The sequence below is a fragment of the Mesorhizobium sp. P2_D6 genome, from assembly GCF_056404315.1.
Window position 1 is genome coordinate 37,189 of the sequence record NZ_JBFUEG010000017.1, and the last position, 16,050, is coordinate 53,238.

General features: G+C 61.4%; 18 protein-coding genes. 9 read left to right on the forward strand and 9 right to left on the reverse strand.

Features of this window, described 5'->3' with window-relative positions; genetic code table 11:
* Positions 1-64: 64 nt before the first annotated feature.
* On the reverse strand, positions 65-886 hold the full coding sequence (locus AC1D1L_RS26935; protein WP_477344315.1) for an SDR family oxidoreductase: 822 nt from the start codon (positions 884-886) through the stop codon (positions 65-67).
* Positions 887-1,102: 216 nt separating this feature from the next.
* Here AC1D1L_RS26935 and AC1D1L_RS26940 point away from each other — a divergent pair, with 216 nt between their 5' ends.
* Together AC1D1L_RS26940 and AC1D1L_RS26945 are read left to right on the forward strand one after the other, a co-directional pair.
* Positions 1,103-2,137 (forward strand): cysteine synthase A, encoded by a 1,035-nt coding sequence (locus tag AC1D1L_RS26940; protein WP_477344316.1) that lies wholly within the window; start codon positions 1,103-1,105, stop codon positions 2,135-2,137.
* Positions 2,137-2,880 carry an alanyl-tRNA editing protein gene (locus tag AC1D1L_RS26945; RefSeq protein WP_477344317.1) on the forward strand — a complete coding sequence of 248 codons (744 nt, stop codon included), beginning with the start codon at positions 2,137-2,139 and terminating at the stop codon, positions 2,878-2,880. The genes AC1D1L_RS26940 and AC1D1L_RS26945 overlap by 1 nt, the downstream gene beginning before the upstream one ends.
* 54 nt (positions 2,881-2,934) lie before the next feature.
* Here the strand turns inward: AC1D1L_RS26945 and AC1D1L_RS26950 are convergent, their stop codons facing one another.
* Together AC1D1L_RS26950 and AC1D1L_RS26955 are read right to left on the reverse strand one after the other, a co-directional pair.
* Complete coding sequence (locus AC1D1L_RS26950) at positions 2,935-3,774, reverse strand: alpha/beta fold hydrolase (RefSeq protein ID WP_477344318.1); 840 nt, start codon at positions 3,772-3,774, stop codon at positions 2,935-2,937.
* Positions 3,775-3,808: 34 nt separating this feature from the next.
* On the reverse strand, positions 3,809-4,693 hold the full coding sequence (locus AC1D1L_RS26955; protein ID WP_477344319.1) for an Lpg1974 family pore-forming outer membrane protein: 885 nt from the start codon (positions 4,691-4,693) through the stop codon (positions 3,809-3,811).
* A 219-nt stretch (positions 4,694-4,912) separates the two neighbouring features.
* On the opposite strand from AC1D1L_RS26955, the gene AC1D1L_RS26960 reads away from it, so the two are divergent.
* A complete protein-coding gene (locus tag AC1D1L_RS26960; protein ID WP_477344321.1) occupies positions 4,913-6,115 on the forward strand; it encodes a cytochrome P450 in 1,203 nt (400 codons plus the stop codon).
* Positions 6,116-6,122: 7 nt separating this feature from the next.
* Here AC1D1L_RS26960 and AC1D1L_RS26965 read toward each other — a convergent pair whose 3' ends face one another.
* Genes AC1D1L_RS26965 through AC1D1L_RS26975 form a run of 3 tightly spaced genes read right to left on the reverse strand, consistent with a single transcriptional unit; the run spans position 6,123 to position 8,243 of the window.
* On the reverse strand, positions 6,123-6,911 hold the full coding sequence (locus AC1D1L_RS26965; protein WP_477344322.1) for a Stf0 family sulfotransferase: 789 nt from the start codon (positions 6,909-6,911) through the stop codon (positions 6,123-6,125).
* Positions 6,912-6,945: 34 nt separating this feature from the next.
* On the reverse strand, positions 6,946-7,812 hold the full coding sequence (locus tag AC1D1L_RS26970; RefSeq protein WP_477344323.1) for an alpha/beta hydrolase: 867 nt from the start codon (positions 7,810-7,812) through the stop codon (positions 6,946-6,948).
* Positions 7,812-8,243 (reverse strand): hypothetical protein, encoded by a 432-nt coding sequence (locus tag AC1D1L_RS26975; RefSeq protein ID WP_477344324.1) that lies wholly within the window; start codon positions 8,241-8,243, stop codon positions 7,812-7,814. The genes AC1D1L_RS26970 and AC1D1L_RS26975 overlap by 1 nt, the downstream gene beginning before the upstream one ends.
* A 194-nt stretch (positions 8,244-8,437) precedes the next feature.
* Between AC1D1L_RS26975 and sseA the strand changes: the two genes are divergently transcribed.
* From sseA to AC1D1L_RS26995, 4 genes are all read left to right on the forward strand, one after another.
* Positions 8,438-9,289: a 3-mercaptopyruvate sulfurtransferase gene (sseA, locus tag AC1D1L_RS26980; RefSeq protein ID WP_477344325.1), complete on the forward strand. Its 852-nt coding sequence runs from the start codon at positions 8,438-8,440 to the stop codon at positions 9,287-9,289.
* A gap of 5 nt (positions 9,290-9,294) precedes the next feature.
* On the forward strand, positions 9,295-9,858 hold the full coding sequence (locus AC1D1L_RS26985; protein ID WP_352558829.1) for a GNAT family N-acetyltransferase: 564 nt from the start codon (positions 9,295-9,297) through the stop codon (positions 9,856-9,858).
* 96 nt (positions 9,859-9,954) lie between these two features.
* Complete coding sequence (locus AC1D1L_RS26990) at positions 9,955-10,524, forward strand: OmpA family protein (RefSeq protein ID WP_436260055.1); 570 nt, start codon at positions 9,955-9,957, stop codon at positions 10,522-10,524.
* 144 nt (positions 10,525-10,668) lie between these two features.
* Positions 10,669-11,136, forward strand: a complete 468-nt coding sequence (locus AC1D1L_RS26995; protein ID WP_477344326.1) for a DUF1203 domain-containing protein — start codon at positions 10,669-10,671, stop codon at positions 11,134-11,136.
* 454 nt (positions 11,137-11,590) lie between these two features.
* Here the strand turns inward: AC1D1L_RS26995 and ald are convergent, their stop codons facing one another.
* Positions 11,591-12,706: an alanine dehydrogenase gene (gene ald, locus AC1D1L_RS27000; protein ID WP_477344327.1), complete on the reverse strand. Its 1,116-nt coding sequence runs from the start codon at positions 12,704-12,706 to the stop codon at positions 11,591-11,593.
* Positions 12,707-12,862: 156 nt separating this feature from the next.
* Between ald and AC1D1L_RS27005 the strand changes: the two genes are divergently transcribed.
* The gene (locus AC1D1L_RS27005) at positions 12,863-13,336 is read left to right on the forward strand and encodes an Lrp/AsnC family transcriptional regulator (RefSeq protein ID WP_023668897.1); all 474 of its coding nucleotides are present in this window, start codon (positions 12,863-12,865) and stop codon (positions 13,334-13,336) included.
* Here the strand turns inward: AC1D1L_RS27005 and AC1D1L_RS27010 are convergent.
* Positions 13,333-13,794 carry a hypothetical protein gene (locus AC1D1L_RS27010; protein WP_477344328.1) on the reverse strand — a complete coding sequence of 154 codons (462 nt, stop codon included), beginning with the start codon at positions 13,792-13,794 and terminating at the stop codon, positions 13,333-13,335. The two genes, AC1D1L_RS27005 and AC1D1L_RS27010, sit on opposite strands and share 4 nt — an antisense overlap.
* Before the next feature lie 128 nt (positions 13,795-13,922).
* The gene (locus AC1D1L_RS27015; protein WP_477344386.1) at positions 13,923-14,516 is read right to left on the reverse strand and encodes a 5-formyltetrahydrofolate cyclo-ligase; all 594 of its coding nucleotides are present in this window, start codon (positions 14,514-14,516) and stop codon (positions 13,923-13,925) included.
* Between the two features lie 251 nt (positions 14,517-14,767).
* Here AC1D1L_RS27015 and AC1D1L_RS27020 point away from each other — a divergent pair, with 251 nt between their 5' ends.
* On the forward strand, positions 14,768-16,033 hold the full coding sequence (locus tag AC1D1L_RS27020) for an NAD(P)/FAD-dependent oxidoreductase (protein ID WP_477344329.1): 1,266 nt from the start codon (positions 14,768-14,770) through the stop codon (positions 16,031-16,033).
* Positions 16,034-16,050 lie beyond the last annotated feature (17 nt).

The window sequence follows — 16,050 nt, forward strand, 5'->3', positions numbered from 1 at the left end:
TCCACGCAACAAATCTCAACCTATGGCGGCCGCTGCACCCAAGCAACAGCCGGCCTGTGGACAGTTATTCGTTCGGCGGCTTGCGATCGAAATTCAGTGGCCGGCCTGTCCAGCGGGTCGCGGTGCTGATGAACCAGCGGCAGAAGGGCCTCGGCAGCAGCGCCAGCAGCTTCAGCCCCCAACTCAGCCGGCGCGGGAAGGTGACCTCGAAGCCGCCCTTTTCAATGCCGCGCAGCATGCGCCGCGAGGCACGGTTGACCGGCATCAATCCCGGCATCGGCAGCATGTTCTTTTCGGTCAGCGGTGTGTCGATAAATCCCGGATTCATCACCTGGACGCGGACATTCATCTTGTCGAAATCGTATTTCAGCGACTCGGCCAGGATGTTGATCGCCGCCTTCGAACCGCCATAGGCGGCCGTGGTCGGCCAGCCGAAATAGGCGGTCACCGAGCCGACAAGCACGATATGGCCGCGCGCGCGGATACGCATGCGCTCCATCAGCGGGACGAGACCATTGATGATGCCGAAATAGTTGACCTCGAAGGATTGGCGAAAGTCGCGGACCCTAAGGTCTTCGCCGGGCGTGGCGATGTAGTTGCCGGCGTTGAAGACAGCGAGCACGATCGGGCCGAGATCCTTTTCGATCGCCGCCACAGTGCTTGCCATGCGCGGCTCGTCGGTGACGTTGCAAGGGTAGGCAACCACGCGTCCCGGCATCTGTGCCGTCTCGACGATGAGCGCGTCGATCGGATGCTCGTCAAGCGCGCTCACCGCGACGACAAAGCCCTTTGCCGCAAGGTCCTTGGCCAGAGCACGGCCGATGCCGCTGCTGCCGCCGGTGATCCAGGCGACGCCATGCTTCGGGTTGGCCCGGTAAAGTGTCATTCTGCGCCCTGCCGATCTGTCATTAGTGCTCTAGCGGTGAAAAAATCGAATGAAAAGAGCGCTTTTCCGCACAAGGTTGAAATGATCGTCATCGCGCGTCATCTGGCGGCAGGAGATTGCAGTACCCGAAATGCGACTGGACCAGGCGAATTCTTGCCTTGAAACGCAAGCTTCGGGTTTCTAGGGTCTCGCCGCAGCTACATGAAGGAATCCCGGATGCCCCGTTCTGTGATCGAAGCGATCGGCAACACGCCCCTGATCCGCCTCAACAAGGCTTCGGAGCTGACCGGCTGCGAGATCCTGGGCAAGGCCGAGTTCATGAATCCGGGCCAATCTGTCAAGGATCGCGCTGGCCTGTTCATCATCCGCGACGCCGAACAGCGCGGGCTGTTGAAGCCGGGCGGCGTCATCGTCGAAGGTACGGCCGGCAATACCGGAATTGGCCTGACGCTGGTCGCCAAGGCGCTGGGCTATCGCACCGTGATCGTCATTCCCGACACGCAGAGCCAGGAGAAGAAAGACACGATCAAGCTGCTTGGCGCGGAATTGATCGAGGTGCCGGCGGTGCCTTACAAGAACCCCAACAACTATGTGAAACTGTCGGGGCGGCTGGCCGAGCAGATGGCGCGTTCCGAGCCGAACGGCGCGATCTGGGCCAACCAGTTCGACAATGTCGCCAACCGCGACGGCCATATCCGCACCACCGCGGAAGAAATCTGGACGCAGACCGGCGGCAAGGTCGACGGCTTCGTCTCGGCGGTGGGTTCGGGCGGCACGCTGGCCGGCGTCGCCTTCGGGCTGAAGGCCCGGAGTAAAAACGTCAAGATCGCGCTCGCCGATCCGCTCGGCGCCGCGCTCTACTCCTTCTATACCAGCGGCGAATTGAAGTCCGACGGCAGCTCGATCACCGAAGGCATAGGGCAGGGGCGCATCACGGCCAATCTCGAAGGGTTCACGCCGGACTTCTCGTTCCAGGTTCCGGATGAGCAAGCGCTGCCGATCGTCTTCGACCTGATCCAGGAAGAGGGCCTGTGCGTCGGCGGTTCGACCGGTATCAACATTGCCGGCGCGATCCGGCTGGCGCGCGAGCTTGGCCCAGGCCACACCATCGTGACCATCCTGGCCGACTACGGCACGCGCTACCAATCGAAGCTGTTCAACCCGGACTTCCTGCGCGAGAAGAAGCTGCCGGTACCGGGCTGGATGGACGAGCGCAGCACAATTTCGGTGCCGTACGAGAAGGTTGCCTGATGGCGCACAAGACCGAAGCGCTGTTTCGCGACGACGCCTATCTGACGACGGCCGAAGCCACGGTGGTCGCGATCAACGAGCGTGGCGGCATCATTCTCGACCGGACGATCTTCTACGCGACATCGGGTGGCCAGCCCGGCGACACTGGCACATTGGAGCGCGCCGACGGCAGCCGCATTGCCATTGCCGCCACCATCACCGGCGAGACCAAGGACGAGATCATCCATGTGCCGGCGCCGGAGCAGCCGGTGCCCGAAATTGGCAAGCGGGTGAAACTCGTCGTCGACTGGGAGCGGCGGCATCTCCTGATGCGCATGCACGCAGCCTGCCACCTGCTCACCGTCGTCTGTCCGTTTCCGATCACCGGCGCCGCGGTCTCCGAAGATGACAGCCGTGTCGACTTCGACGCTCCAGATGCAGGCTTCACCAAGGAAGATGTCACCGCCGGATTGATGGCGCTGGTGCGTGCCGATCACCCAATCTTCATCAGGCTGATCTCGGACGAGGAATTGGCGGCCAATCCGGGCCTGGTGAAATCCAAGAATGTCCGCCCGCCGGTCGGCACCGGCAAGATCCGCCTGGTCTGCATCGGCGACAACGCTTCGGTCGACAGCCAGCCCTGCGGCGGCACGCATGTCAAAAGCACAGGCGAAATCGGCGAGATCCACATCGGCAAGATCGAGAAGAAGGGCCGCGAGAACCGGCGTTTTCGCATTCGCTTCGGACCGATGCCGGCGAATTAGGGTCAAACAGCACCTGGCCTCTATATTGCTCAGGCGGTCCTAAGACACCTTGGCCTAGCCAAGGTGTCGGAAACTGGAAGGCGGTCGCTCCACCCATGCTTCGATCTGCTCGGTGACGAACCTGGCTGCCTGATGTTGGATGAAGTGGCCCGCTCCGGGCAAGGCAATCACGGCGGTAACGTTGTCGACTTCTCGGAAGGTCCCGTCAAAAGCGCTGGCCGGCACATAGGGATCGTCGGTGCCGAACAGCACAAGGGTCGGCGCCTTGACCAAAGGCAGTTGGCCCAGATCCGGCACTCTGCCAAGCGGTATGTTGGCCCTGTAGTAGCCCAGCATCGCTTCCGGATCGGATCGCCTGAGCGAATCAATCAAGGCTTGCTTGTCCTGCGGATCGGTGACCCAGGTGGCGAGTTCATCGATGTCCAGCATCTGGGCAGCGCCTGGGACCTGGAAGCGGCGTATGTATCCGGTGATCTCGGCATTGGCCGGATCGGCAATAGCACGCAGATGGTTGCGGGGGTGAGGCGTCGACAGCAGGACGAGATGGCGCACGACCTGCGGCACGCGCATAGCCAGCCACCATGCGATGATGCCGCCCCAGTCATGGCCGACAATCGCGGCCTGGGTCAGCTTTTCCGCCGCAAGAACGGCCAGCACGTCGTTGACCAAATGCGTCAGCACATAGTTGCCGTGGCCCTGTGGCGCATCGCTTTGTCCGAAGCCCCGCAGGTCCGGCGCGATCACGCGATAGCGGCCGCAAAGCGCTTGCATCTGCCGGCGCCAACCCATTCCGTGATCGGGAAAGCCATGCAGGAAGACGATCGGCGGGCCAGAGCCCGCCGCCGTGTAGTGCAATTTGACGTTGCCGTTGACCGCGATCCTGGATTCGAACATCGCGCCCAAGCTCACCGCGTGCCGGCTAATACCGTCACATCTTGACTTCGAGACGAAGGAACGGGCCGTGGAAGGTCTGGGTGGTGCTGTCCGCATTGACAAGCAGATTGTGCCACTGCTCGATCTTGTAGCCGGCCGTAAAGGTCGCGCCTTCGAGGGGCATCCAGCTCAGGCCGGCCGAGGCGTCGAGATTTGTCACTGTCTGGTTCTCGGACTCGCTCCCCAACGGGACAGAGCCGTGTTCACCTGTTGTGAAGTCGTATTTGAATCCCTCGCGGTTTTCGCGGCGGCCCCACATGACGGAGCCGGAAACAGCGCCTGTCAGCCCCCAGGTTTCGTTCAGCGGGTAGTATGCCTCGGCGCCGACACGCGGGCCAATGCCCCAATATTCCGACGATCCTATCTTATCGACGGTGCCGCCCTTGTCGGCTGGATCGTCCGGGTTGAAGCCTTCGGAGGCAACAACTCTTTCATCCGAATGCACCAGTCGCAGACCGCCAAAGAAGCGGATATCGGCGGCCTGAACCTTGACGTGCTTACCGACATCGAAATCGAACGCCTGGAAACTGTAGTCGTCGCCGTAGCCTATGGTCAAAAAGCCTTGTGGTATCTGGCCACTCTCTTCCCAGGAACGGTTCTTGCCCAAGTGAAACGCACCTGCAAGGCGCCAGTCCATGTCCGACGAAATCTGCTTGGTCAGCGCGATCGAACCTGAGAAGTCACCGTTGCTATTTCCGAGCTTGTCGGTGCCGCCGGTCTTGTCGTCCTCATGGACGTTGTTTTGAAAGAACGCGCCCTCGAAGGCGATTTTGACGCGTGAATCGATGACCGACTGGTCTGTGGCCTTCGCATCCTCTGCATGCGCGGCAATCACGCCCACCGAAGTCACCGAAGCAGCGGATGCCGCGACAGTCGCCAACAATTTACCAGGTGCCCGAGCCCGCATACTTACCCCCGTCTAGAATCTTGCCCCAGATCCAACATTGCAGACATACCCTAACGGCATATTGCAGCAAGTCCGGCCAGCAACTTTGCGCTGTAGTGTTGCGGCTTTGCCACGGTGCCTCGGTAGCGCGGGTGGACAGATGTGGTAAGCGTCGCTCCAGGGCTGACCGAGCCGCGGCTGACAGGGGTTTTGGTGGACAATCCAGCGCAAATCGAAAGTGTGCTCAACAACCTCGTCTATGCGCTTTTCGCCCAGAGCGGGGAGGTGGGGCCGAATGGCAAGGCCCGAGGTCTCGGCAATCTGACTGTCTTCGACGATCCCGAGGCCGTCGACGTCATCGTCAAGGCGCCGGCGCTCTTCCGAAAGAACTTCTCCCTGATCTCGGCCCTCGGGTTTAGCCGCTTCAACACCAATGACGAGGACTGGTCTGTCCGGCGCGCCATCACCCAGGATATTTACCTGGCGGCCGCCAGGCCGGCGCAGCAGCGTCCAGTGGCGGAAATCTATGCTGCAGGTCTTTCCGGCACCGAGGCTACGCTAACTGCGATTCAGCATGCCCTGTTCGCTGCGTCGATGACGATATTTTACCGGGCTTTCGGCCTTGTTCCCGATATGGCGGCTACACTCTTGCTGCTCGACAGGGTGCGCGATGTGTTGAGGCGTCTCCAATATTATTCCTGGGTGACTCCGACGACCGCCGAACGCGCGAATGCTATCCAGGATGCCCGCGCGGTGATTGCCGATTTCGCATCGCTGCTGATGGCGGATTCCCAGGCGGCGGCCGAGATGGACCGCTTTAGAAGCGAGGCCCGCGACGTTGATGGCTTTTCGCCGGTGGAAGAGTTCGTCATGAATTTCTTCGCCGGCGTCGAGACAACGGTAACGACCGCACTTTGGGTGATCGATCGGCTGGGGGCTAACCAGCAGGTGCAGGAGCGCATCCATTCCGAGGTCCTCTCAGGCGACGCGCATACGCCGTACACCGATTGCTTGATCAACGAGACGATGCGTTATTTCCCTCCGATACCGTTTCTGACCCGCGAAGTGGGCGCTGACACGACACTCGACGGCCGCGATTTACGCGCCGGGCAGCTGATCATGGTGTCGATCATCGGCGTGCACCAGCATCCAGCCTTCTGGGAAAACCCGCGTACCTTCGACGCCAGCAGGAAGGAATTCATCGAGAACAGCTTCGACCGACGGGCTTTTATTCCGTTCCTAACCGGACCGCGCATGTGTGGTGGCGCGCGTCTCGGCCGGCTGGAAGTCAAAGAGGCTGTTCTCGCGGTAATCCGCCAGTTCGCCTTCAGCCGTGCTGACGATGTGATCAGGTTCGACTATGGGTTGGCGCTACGGCCGGCGGAAGGAGCTTCGATCAGTGTTTCGCGTAGATGACTCAAGGTCAGGCATGTTCCTGCCAGAACCGCCGGATATAACCCCCGAATTGCCTTCCGATCATGGTCTTGAACTCGACATCATGCGCATAACGCTTGCTTGTCGATATGGCTTTTGACTTCAGCGCGAAGCCTGGGAACCAGGTGCTCATTGTGGCGGATGCGTTTTCCTGCTGGTCCGCGATAAAGTCCTCGTAGAACACATGAGCCACCCTGCGGCGATCAACAGTGTTCAGGTAATTTTTCCACCTGATTTCGCTATCGAAAATATACTGCGCGGTGTCTCGGACAACCTTCTCGCTCAAAATTGTCACCGTGGGAATCCCAGGCAGCTTCTCCTGACTGTCGAACGGCTGGCCCGTGTGGAGCATCGAAAGCAGGCTGATGGTCTGATCTACCTTGTTTCGCCTCGAGAGGAAAACGTAGAACGAGTTGTCGTCGTCATCGCCGATTGAACTGCGTGCGAATGGCAGGTTCTCATGGAAGATCTTGGCGCTGAAAACGCCGTTCTCGGTCCGCTTCTCCAAGAGATGGCGACCGTAGGCCGGCGCCTGCTGATTGAGTTTTTCAACGTCCATTGTGCCGTCGATCGACCACCGTCTCATCAACGGCAAGGCATACTGCCACTGAAAATACTCGGTGGGTATTCCCAGACCGAGTTGCTGCAGGACCCGACAATAGGAATGCCCGGCCGTTCGCGGCGTCGTGCAAACCAGGATCTTGGCGGGATCTTCGACCAAGCTTTGGCGGTCATAGGTCTCGGCGATAAACTTGCTGTATAAATCGTCGAATTGCATCTCCGGAATCACCCCCGCCACGACAGATCCAGTTTCAGACGGCAGACAGGAAACCCAGGATGAGCAGGGCCTGGTCCAGTGTCATCAATGACGGAGGATCGCCCGCATCGATATTGTCGACAAGCCATAGATCAGGCCGTGTCAGCCGCGTGCGGTCGATGGCTTGCCTGTCAATGACCTGGCTGCCACGGCCGTACATCAGCAGGATGCGGGCGTCGATCCGGGCAGCGATTGGGAACAGATCATATTCGCGTCCGGTCATGGCTCCGAAATTCCCAGTCGTGGCCGGGTCGTAGGCCAACCGGAAACCATCCTGACTGGCCGCGATCCTGTTCTCGACATAGCGGTTAAATACCGCTTCCTCGACCGGGCCCATGACGGCCCTGGTGGCGCTCAGATAATTCTTCGCCGCTGCGCGGGTCTCGAACGCAAGCGTACTTTCCTTCATGACTTCGTTTCTCATCGCGTCGACCTTCGGCCCGCCAAGCATTGGCACGTCGTTGAGAACGATTTTCGCGGCCTTGGAGCGTGTCATGTGCAGAAACAGAAGCAAAATCGTGCCGCCCCACGAAGTACCGATGAAGTGGTTCTCCGTACCAGCGAACTCACCGAGTGCACGCAGGCATTTGGAGTAGAGGTTGATGTCGTATCCTGAACCCAGATAGGCGCTGCGTCCGCGTCCCAACAGGTCCGGGCAGATCACCAGGAAGCCGTTGCGGCACAGGAAAGTGGCGAGGTAGTCAAAGTCGGCGCCGTTGCCGGTGAAGCCGTGCAGGCAGAAGACTGTCGCACGCGGCGTGCCGGCAGGCCGCCAGATGCGCACAAACATTGCGGCATAGCGGTCATCCAGCCGGATGAGTATCTCTTGCATCAGCGCCTCGGCGGATTCGACCGATTGCATCAGACGTCGCGCTTGCGGACGGCTCGCTTGACCGAGCCGCGGTTGTCGATGAAGTCGCGTTTCCAGAATACTGATCTGTCGAGGTTGATGAGTTTGGCTTTTTTGATCAGCGGCAGGATATGGGACGAGGATCGCGTCGCCAGCACCGTCACCGCTGTGGCATCGCCATCGGGGAAGGGATTAAGCGGCCCACCATTTATTGCCCAGGCCTCGGCTATCTCGCGGCTGGTCTGGATCCAGCCGACATAAGCGACGATGGCATCGTCGATCGAGCCGATCATGTGTGTCTGCTGATCCAGCTGGTAACGAAGCGTCTTCACCATCAGGCCGAACTCATAGCCGTCGAAAGGCGGATAGTGCGCAATGAAGTTGCAGACAAGTCCGAGCGAAAGCGGATTGCTGGGAATACGAGAAAACAAAAGATTGCTCATGCCGAGATTATTGACCCCGCCCACCCCAGATCATAACGATCATCCGTACTCGCCACGAAACATGAAAACAATCGGAATCAAGGGACTGCGGCGGCTGACTATGTCGCGTATCCAAACCGAATGTCGCGCGCTCGGAACGCATCCAGATTGTCAAGCCAAACAAGTTTTGCCGAAGACGAAGCAGGAGAAAAACAATGGCCGATGACAGCCCTTTCACCGTCGATGCGGACTGGTTGCAGAGCCGGCTTGGCGAGCCCGGCCTGACGATCGTAGATGCGTCCTGGTATCTGCCGGCGCAAAAGCGCGATGCGCGCGCCGAGTATGAGGCGGCGCATATTCCGGGCGCGCGCTTCTTCGATCACGATGCGGCCTCGGACCCGGATGCCAGGCTGCCACACACGCTGCCGTCGCCGCAGCATTTCGCGCAATATGTCGGCACGATGGGCATTTCGGCCGACGACACCATCGTCGTCTATGACGGCCCAGGTTTCTTCTCGGCGCCGCGCGCCTGGTGGATGTTCCGCGTCATGGGCGTGTTCCAGGTCTATGTGCTGGACGGCGGCTTCGACCGCTGGAAGGCGGCGGGCCGGCCGGTGACGGCGGAACCGACGAAGATCGCGCCGAATGTGTTTCATGCCGATTTCGATGCCGCCCGGGTCGCCAGCCTCTCCGACATGCGCCGCATCGTCGAAACGAAAGAGAGCCAGATTGCGGACGCCCGTGGCGCCGGCCGCTTCACCGGAACCGAACCCGAGCCGCGCGCCGGTGTCCGCTCCGGTCACATGCCTGGCGCGCGCAACCTGCCTTATTCGGCGCTGTCGCAAGATGGCGAGCTGTTGTCGAAGGATAGGCTGCGCAAGGCCGTTGAGGATGCCGGCATCGATCTGTCGAAGCCTGTCGTCACCTCGTGTGGCTCTGGCATCACCGCAGCTGTCGTCACGCTGGCGCTGGAGACGCTTGGCCACACCGACAACAGGCTCTACGACGGTTCATGGACCGAATGGGGCGGGCTGGCCGATACGCCCGTTGCAACGGGCAAGGAATGATGGCGATGGAAAACGGCGTGTTGGACGACATCGAGGTTACGGTGACGTTTCTGGAAATGCATGTACCACCGGCCTATTCGCCGCCGGTGCCCTACAACAAGCAGATCGCGCTGTTGAAGACCAAGGACATTCCGCTGCATTTCTACCGCTACCTGATGGATCGGGTGGGGCGCAAATGGCATTGGGTCAATGTGCTGCGGCTGGACGATGACGAGCTTGCGGCCGGCATTCACCGCGAGGACCGCGACATCAGGGTGCTTTATCTTGACGGCGCGCCGGCGGGGTTCTTCGACCTCAAGCCGCATCTGCCGGAAGAGGTCGAGCTCGCTTATTTCGGCATGATGGAGCATGCGACCGGGCAGGGCATCGGCCGCTGGTTCCTGGGCGCGGCGATCGCCGCCGCCTGGTCCTACGGGCCGAAACGGGTGACGGTGCAGACCTGCACGCTCGACCATCCGGCCGCCTTGCCGCTCTACCAGAAGCTCGGCTTTGCGCCGGTGGCGCAAAAGAAGGAGACCGTGCATCCGCTGCCTTTTGCCGAGCGCTCGGCCAGCGTCATGCGGCCCTAATCTCTCCGAAAGCTGAACCAGCCGTTCATCGGCGCTTCAGGCTGCCTTTGCCATGGTGGCGTCAACACTGATGGGGCCGTTGCCGAGGAGAAAGATATGCTGAGCCGACGCACATTTGCCGCAGCGTTGATTGCAGTGCTTGCCGTGCCGACCCTTGGGCCGACCTTGGCCGCCGCACAGGCGACCACGCCGTCGGCGGCAACGATCGAGCGACAGCTCGACGCGGCGCCCCGGGTGAAATTGCGCCCGAACCAGCGCGTCACCATCCGCGAATTCAAACGGCGGCCGGATCTGAGGCGCCAGGCGCGCTCGATCGACATCCAGTCGATCAATTTCGCCTTTGGCTCGGCGGCCATTTCCAGTTCGCAATACGGCAAGATCGAGAACATCGCCGACGCGCTGGAGCGCATCCTGCGCCGCGATCCCCGCGCCCGTGTGCTGATCGAAGGCCACACCGATGCGGTTGGCTCCTTCCAGTCGAACCAGATCCTGTCGGAGCAACGCGCCGCCTCGCTGAAGCGCACGCTGGTGCGCGAATTCGGCGTGCCGGGCTATGCGCTGGAAACTGTCGGCTACGGCGAGGAATTCCTGCTGGTGCAGACCCAGGACGAGAACTGGCGCAACCGTCGTGTTACGCTGCGCCGCTTCGACGATTTCATCCGCTGACCAGCACAGATTTCTGAAGCAATGTTTCAGCAGTCCGGCTTGAAATGGCCTGGCTGCTGGCCGTCTCGCAGCCTTGGCAGGAATCGGGTGGGAGGCACCTGCGTGGCGGCATATTCTCAGGTCAAAGACACCGGAGATTCAGCCATGACCGTTCAGTTCAAAGCCTTGCCGACAGAAGACGTCAGAGCGCTGCAGCGCGGCGGTCCGGACGCCTATGGGCAGACGCCCGAACGCAGGATTTCCGATGGTGACGGCGTGCCTTGCCGGCATTGCCTGAGAAACGTCGCCGAAGGCGATGGCTATCTGATCCTGGCCTACCGGCCGTTTCCTGAGTTGCAGCCCTACGCCGAGACCGGACCCATCTTCCTGCATGCGCAGGAGTGCGAACGCGCCGCCGAAACAGAAGCGCTGCCGGATATGCTGGAGAGCAGCGACTATATCGTGCGCGGCTATGGAGTAGATGACCGCATCGTCTATGGCAGTGGCGGCGTCATCCCGACGGACGCCATTGCGGCGCGGGCGAAGACGCTGTTTGAGCGCGATGACATCGCCTATGTCCATGTCCGCTCTGCACGCAACAATTGCTATCAGTGCCGCATCGAGCGCGCGTGACGGCGACGCAAAAAAATGCCCGCCGGTCGTCTGGCGGGCAGTTGGGAGCCGTGTGACGGAAGCTGCTGCCGAAGAGGCCTGCATAGGAGACATCAGGCGTTCGGGAGGCGGCTGGGGCCGTCAAGTTGGCGATATCTGTCTGCGCAGGTTTTTCGATTGCCTGATGTGAAGCACGTCACACAGCGCCCAGCGATCGTCGGAACATGGCGGTGCGTAGCCAGAGCTGGCTGAGAGCTGTCGCACTGCCGTCGCATTCATACGCTAAAAGGGAGATGTCGATGGATTTGCCGACCGCGGATGAACCGGCGGGAATCTCGGCGACTGAGGAAGCGGGGCTTTGGCTCCGCTTTTTTGTTGTCTGCCAGCCTGTTCAATTCCGATGTCAGGATCTTGGACAAAGAAAAACCCGCCGGTACAACCGGCGGGTGAAGGAGGCAGAACTGATTAAGTCAGGTCAGGCGGCCAGGACCACCTTGGGTTCTACCAGCTCATAGCCGAGAGCCTCGGCGACGGCGCGATTGGTGATCTTGCCCCTGTGGACATTCAACCCATTGCGCAAATGATGCTCGTCAACGAGCGCCTTCAGACCCTTGTCGGCCAGCTGCAGGCCATAATGCAGCGTCGCGTTGTTGAGCGCGTGCGCTGAGGTGACCGGCACAGCGCCCGGCATGTTGGCGACGCAGTAGTGGATGACACCGTCGACTTCGTAGGTCGGATCCGCATGGGTGGTGGCATGCGAGGTCTCGAAGCAGCCGCCCTGGTCGATGGCGACGTCGACCAGCACCGAGCCCTTCTTCATGCCCGACAGCATTTCGCGGGTCACCAGCTTGGGGGCAGCCGCGCCCGGGATGAGCACTGCGCCGATGACGATGTCGGCCGAGAAGCATTCTTCCTCCAGCGCCTCGACGGTGGAATAACGGGTGTGGACGCGGCTGGCAAAGAGGTCGTCGAGCTGGCGCAGGCGCGGGATCGAGCGGTCGATGATGGTGACGTCTGCGCCGAGGCCGGCCGCCATCCTGGCCGCATGCAGGCCGACGACGCCGCCGCCGAGCACAGTGACCTTGCCGGGCAGCACGCCGGGCACGCCGCCGAGCAGCACGCCGCGGCCACCATTGGCCTTCTGCAGCGCCGTGGCGCCGGCCTGGATCGACAGGCGGCCGGCGACTTCCGACATCGGCGCCAAGAGCGGCAGGCCGCCGCGGTCGTCGGTCACGGTCTCATAGGCGATTGCTGTGACGCCGGAGGCGAGCAGGCCCTTGGTCTGCTCGGGATCGGGAGCCAGGTGAAGATAGGTGTAGAGGATCTGGCCATCGCGCAGCTGCACCCATTCATTGGGCTGCGGCTCCTTGACCTTGACGATCATGTCCGACTTGGCGAACACATCTGCGGCGGTCTTGGCAATGGTGGCGCCGGCGGCGCGATAGGCATTGTCATCGGCGCCGATGCCGGCGCCGGCGCCGGTTTCGACCAGCACCTCATGGCCATGCGCGACATATTCGCGGACAGAGCCCGGCGTCAGGCCGACGCGGTATTCGTGGTTCTTGATTTCCTTGGGGCAACCGACGCGCATTCTTCTTCTCCTGATCCGGCCCTTGGGGCTCGTTCCCTGTATGAACACAGTGAACCACGAATCGTTGCGCAGGTGTTTGCGAATGCGCTTGCGCGGGATTGAACGTTTCGATAATCGTTGCGCGAAATCGCAGGATTTTCGCAGGAATCACGAAAAATGCCGCTCGACAGGATTGATATCGCCATTCTCGAGGCACTGCAGAAGGATGGGCGCATACCAAATGCGGCGCTCGCCGAGCGGGTCGGCCTTTCGCAGTCGGCCTGCTCGCGGCGCCTCGACAATCTGGAGAAATCCGGCACCATCCGCGGCTATCACGCCCGGCTTTCGAACGCCGCGCTCGGCCACCAGATGACGGCGATCGTGCATATATCGCTGTCGGGACAATTCGAAAAGACACTGTCGGATTTCGAGGCGGCTATCAAGCGCTGCCCGAATGTACTGTCCTGCCACCTGATGTCAGGCGAATACGACTATATCCTGCGCATCGCCGCCAAGGACCTGGTCGACTATGAGCGCATCCACAAGGAATGGCTGTCGGCGATGCCGCATGTGACCAAGATCAACTCGTCATTTGCCTTGCGCGAGATCGTCGATCGCACGGCCATGGGGATGAAGCCGGAACTGGCTTAACGCCAAAGGCACACCCGGACGTCCTTCCCGATATAGCACGCGCCTTCGCGGCGAAGTTCTTCCCAGCGTTCATCACCGTGCGTTGCGCGAATGTCGGAGTTCCCATAGCCCGCCCAGACATCCTCGTCCTTGTAGACAACCGCCCAGTAATCTTCGGACATTTCACCGGCGCCACTATGCGTGTCGGGATAGTCAATCCCTGCAAAAACTTGCCGGGGCCCCTGGATATTAAAATCGCCTCCCTGCTCGATTTGATAGGAGCACCTTCCGGATATGCGGGTCTGACCGTCAACAACAAGCAGGCAGCGGCCCCATTTGTAGCCGCTCGGCAAACGATGCTGTGGTTGCGCATGCAAAGGCGAAAGGGAAAACGCAATTACAAGGGCAATCGTTGTGGTTCGTCCGATCATCTTTGTCACCCGTTGCGAAGCAATCAATCCTCTGGCCAACAGCGACACTGTTGGATCCGCCCAAAGCGCCTATCGAAACGGTCCGCCGCAGCAAAGATCATGTTGCTTATCGACCAAGTCGGATTTTTGTCACTGCGAAACAGAAATCCGGCCGGTCTCTTTTTTCGTGCCGGCTCTCAGGCCTCGGTCACCAGCCGGTCCATCGGGATGTCATGCGGCTGCGGGTAGATGGTCGCGATGCGCTGCAGTTCATAGCCGACGCCGATGACCAATGGCTTGAACGGCATTGCCGCCAGCGTGCGGTCGAAGAAGCCGCCGCCGTAGCCCAGGCGGTACTTTTGCGGATCGATGCCGACGATCGGCGAAATGACGATGTCGGGCAGCACCGGATCGCCTTCGGCGGGCATCGGGATATTCCAGACGCCTTTTTCCAGCCGGTCGCCAGGAACGTAGGCGCGGAAGATCAGCGGCTGGCCCTTCTCGATGACGATGGGGAGCGCCGTGCGGCCACCGCGTTCATTGATCGACGCTATCCAAGGCCGCAGGTCCGGCTCGCCGCGAAACGGCCAGTAGAGGCTGACCATGCGGCCGGCAATGTCGCCGATCACCGCGTCGAGACTTTCGGCGATACGCTGCGACATCGCCGTCCGCATGTCGGCGGAAACCGCCAACCGCGCCGCGATCAGCCGTTCGCGCTCGGCCTTGCGCCAACGTCGTACGTCGGTCCAGTCGGTCAATGGCGCGCGAAATTCCGGATCGAGTTCGTGCATGAAGCAAGGCGGCGAAGAATATTGCGCCGGGCCTTCGCCGTCTTTCGCGCCGTGACTATCGTTGGCCATGCCTCACTCCCGTGGTTCCTTCCCCTGCGAGGCTATACCCGTCTGAGCCTGCCGACATGGGCATTCGCGACATTGGGCGGCGAGTCCGGGGCAGCCGTGATGCATGGCAGTCTTGCGCTCCACGACATTGTTGCGGTGCACAAAAATCACTAGATAAGGACGGTGAAAACGAGGTGAGTGCGATGAACGAAACGGGCCATCATGTCGTTGTCGTCGGTGCGGGATTCGGCGGTCTCGAACTCACCCGCGCATTGGCCGGTGCGCCCGTGCGCATCACCATGATCGACAAGCGCAACCACCACCTTTTCCAGCCGCTGCTCTACCAGGTGGCAACCACATTGCTGGCGACATCGGAAGTTGCATGGCCGATCCGTCATTTGTTGCGCAAGCGCAAGGACGTGACGACGCTCCTGGGTAATGTCAGCGGCGTCGATCGCGCCGGCAAACGCGTGCTGCTCGAGGACGGCAGTTCGGTTCCCTACGACACGCTGGTGCTCGCCACCGGCGCCCGCCACGCTTATTTCGGCCATGACGAATGGGAGCCTTTCGCGCCGGGGCTGAAGACGCTTGAGGACGCCACCACCATTCGCCGGCGCATCCTGCTTGCCTTCGAGCAGGCCGAGCGCGAGACCGATCCGGCCACGCGCCAGGCGCTGCTGACGCTGGTTATCGTCGGCGGCGGCCCGACCGGCGTCGAGCTTGCCGGCACCATTATCGAACTCGCGCATGAGACGCTGCGCGGCGAATTCCGCAAGATTGACACGCGTGATGCGCGCGTGGTGCTGGTCGAGGCCGGCGACCGCATCCTGGCCAATTTCGCGCCGGTACTGTCCGACTATGCGCGCAAGGCGCTGGAACGGCGGGGCGTCACGGTCGAGCTTGGCCGCGCCGTCACGCGGCTGGATGCCGAGGGTGTCGTGTTTGGCGACACGCATCTGCCGGCGCGGACAATCCTCTGGGCCGCCGGCGTTGCCGCTTCGCCCGCGGGAGAATGGCTGGGGGCGCCGGTCGACCGGGCGGGCAGGGTGATGGTCGAACCCGATCTGACCGTGCCGAATAGCCCGGAGATATTCGTCATCGGCGACACCGCGCATGTGTTGCGGCCAGATGGCAAGCCGGTGCCCGGCGTTGCGCCCTCCGCCAAGCAGGAGGGTAAACATGTCGCCGCGACGATCAAGGCGCGGCTGGCAGGCGATAGCGCACCGCGTCCCTTCCGCTATAAACATACCGGCGACCTGGCGACGATCGGCAAGTGGGCAGCCGCGATCGATTTCGGCTGGATCAAGCTTACCGGCTGGCTCGCCTGGTGGCTGTGGGGTGTGGCGCACATCTACTTCCTGATCGGCTTCCGCAACCGGCTGTCGGTATCGCTTAGCTGGCTATGGATATATTTCACCGGCCAGCGCAGCGCGCGGCTGATCACCCAAGGCGACGACGACAAGGGCTGAGGTCTTCCTTTCGGCCC

What these genes read in the sequence shown, in the direction of transcription:
- AC1D1L_RS26935 (WP_477344315.1), bottom strand. Translation starts at nt 886, where the DNA reads ATGACACTTTACCGGGCCAACCCGAAGCATGGCGTCGCCTGGATCACC.
- AC1D1L_RS26940 (WP_477344316.1), top strand. Translation starts at nt 1,103, where the DNA reads ATGCCCCGTTCTGTGATCGAAGCGATCGGCAACACGCCCCTGATCCGC.
- AC1D1L_RS26945 (WP_477344317.1), top strand. Translation starts at nt 2,137, where the DNA reads ATGGCGCACAAGACCGAAGCGCTGTTTCGCGACGACGCCTATCTGACG.
- AC1D1L_RS26950 (WP_477344318.1), bottom strand. Translation starts at nt 3,774, where the DNA reads ATGTTCGAATCCAGGATCGCGGTCAACGGCAACGTCAAATTGCACTAC.
- AC1D1L_RS26965 (WP_477344322.1), bottom strand. Translation starts at nt 6,911, where the DNA reads ATGCAATTCGACGATTTATACAGCAAGTTTATCGCCGAGACCTATGAC.
- AC1D1L_RS26970 (WP_477344323.1), bottom strand. Translation starts at nt 7,812, where the DNA reads ATGCAATCGGTCGAATCCGCCGAGGCGCTGATGCAAGAGATACTCATC.
- AC1D1L_RS26975 (WP_477344324.1), bottom strand. Translation starts at nt 8,243, where the DNA reads ATGAGCAATCTTTTGTTTTCTCGTATTCCCAGCAATCCGCTTTCGCTC.
- sseA (WP_477344325.1), top strand. Translation starts at nt 8,438, where the DNA reads ATGGCCGATGACAGCCCTTTCACCGTCGATGCGGACTGGTTGCAGAGC.
- AC1D1L_RS26985 (WP_352558829.1), top strand. Translation starts at nt 9,295, where the DNA reads ATGGAAAACGGCGTGTTGGACGACATCGAGGTTACGGTGACGTTTCTG.
- AC1D1L_RS26990 (WP_436260055.1), top strand. Translation starts at nt 9,955, where the DNA reads ATGCTGAGCCGACGCACATTTGCCGCAGCGTTGATTGCAGTGCTTGCC.
- AC1D1L_RS26995 (WP_477344326.1), top strand. Translation starts at nt 10,669, where the DNA reads ATGACCGTTCAGTTCAAAGCCTTGCCGACAGAAGACGTCAGAGCGCTG.
- ald (WP_477344327.1), bottom strand. Translation starts at nt 12,706, where the DNA reads ATGCGCGTCGGTTGCCCCAAGGAAATCAAGAACCACGAATACCGCGTC.
- AC1D1L_RS27005 (WP_023668897.1), top strand. Translation starts at nt 12,863, where the DNA reads ATGCCGCTCGACAGGATTGATATCGCCATTCTCGAGGCACTGCAGAAG.
- AC1D1L_RS27015 (WP_477344386.1), bottom strand. Translation starts at nt 14,516, where the DNA reads ATGCACGAACTCGATCCGGAATTTCGCGCGCCATTGACCGACTGGACC.
- AC1D1L_RS27020 (WP_477344329.1), top strand. Translation starts at nt 14,768, where the DNA reads ATGAACGAAACGGGCCATCATGTCGTTGTCGTCGGTGCGGGATTCGGC.